Raw genomic sequence first — 1,355 nt, forward strand, 5'->3', positions numbered from 1 at the left:
GGTAATTGCGTAAGCCTTTGGAAAGAACTCATCAACACAGATAAGCCATTCCCAAACGAACAGCTTAGACCAAATAATAAAACTCTAAAAGATATTTTATAATGGAAACGAGAGATAAAATACATTACACAGATAATAGCCTCATCAATGCGACTAACCCTATTAGTATCAACTTGATTGGTGCAGGTGGCACAGGTTCGCAAGTCTTAACCGCCTTTGCACGAATGAATACGGCACTTATAGAATTGGGACACGCAGGATTATCCGTTACTTTATGGGACGATGATACCATTAGCCAAGCCAATTTAGGCAGACAACTTTTTGCCGAAAGTGAAATGGGCTTATATAAGTCGGTGGCACTTATCAACCGAGTAAACCGCTTTTTTGGGACAAATTGGAAAGCCAAGACTATCAAATTCTCAAAGGATTGTCAGAAAAACAATTCTCACGAGATTGTCAGTAATTTATATATTTCGTGTGTGGATAGTGTACAAGCAAGGTTTGAAATTGCGGACATCATCAAGGATTGTTCACAGAATACCAATCGGTATCAAAGAAATAAGCCTTTGTATTGGTTAGATTTTGGTAATAGCCAACACACAGGACAAGTGATTTTATCCACGATAGGCAAACACGAGCAACCAAAGTCAGAAAAATTCACGACCATAAAAAAACTCCCTTTTATTACCGATGAATTTGCCAGCTTATTAAAACAATCCGAAGAAATAGACGACACACCGAGTTGTTCACTTACAGATGCTTTACACAAGCAAGATTTGTTTATTAACTCGACCCTTGCTCAAATGGGTATTTCTTTGCTTTGGGATATGTTTAGAAACGGATTTATCAAGTATAGGGGGTTCTTTTTGAATTTAAAAGAGTATAGAACACAGCCTTTGCCATTGTAAGGCAAGGGCGGTTCAAAAAAGACTTTGCATACATTCGTCATTAAGCGATAAATCTCTGCAAGGCAGGTTTATCGCTACACTCTTCATTTCTTTAAAGACTTTTTTGAACCCAACCAAAGGATACAAGCCTATGGCTTATAATGCCGTACAAGTACGACTTTTTATAAGCAAAACGCTTGAGATTTTTTGCGGACTTCTTTTTCTTTCTGAGGCAAAGAAAAAGAAGCAAAAAGAAGCCCAATCTTAGAAATGGATTAGCGGTTGGTTTTTGAATATTCAATGCCTTATAATCATTGATGCTAAAAAACAATTCGTAAACTTTTAGATAATCGTTACATTGCCTTATAGTTATTCTCCAATATTTTTAGTACATCGCTCTCTTTGTACAAAATTTTACCCTCAATTTGAATGTAAGGCAAAAAGCCATCATCTCTATATTGTTGGAGG

At 36.6% G+C, this 1,355-nt stretch carries 2 protein-coding genes; one reads left to right on the forward strand and one right to left on the reverse strand.

Features of this window, described 5'->3' with window-relative positions; all coding sequences use genetic code 11:
* Positions 1 to 101: 101 nt before the first annotated feature.
* Entirely contained in the window at positions 102 to 908 is an 807-nt protein-coding gene (locus VQ048_RS12165; RefSeq protein ID WP_327611924.1) for a PRTRC system ThiF family protein, read from the forward strand.
* A gap of 332 nt (positions 909 to 1,240) precedes the next feature.
* Here the strand turns inward: VQ048_RS12165 and VQ048_RS12170 are convergent.
* Positions 1,241 to 1,355: helix-turn-helix domain-containing protein (locus tag VQ048_RS12170; protein WP_503619824.1), on the reverse strand; the 115-nt coding region annotated here is incomplete at its 5' end.

The sequence above is a fragment of the Bergeyella anatis genome (assembly GCF_036016955.1).
Taxonomy (GTDB): Bacteria; Bacteroidota; Bacteroidia; order Flavobacteriales; family Weeksellaceae; genus JAYWXI01.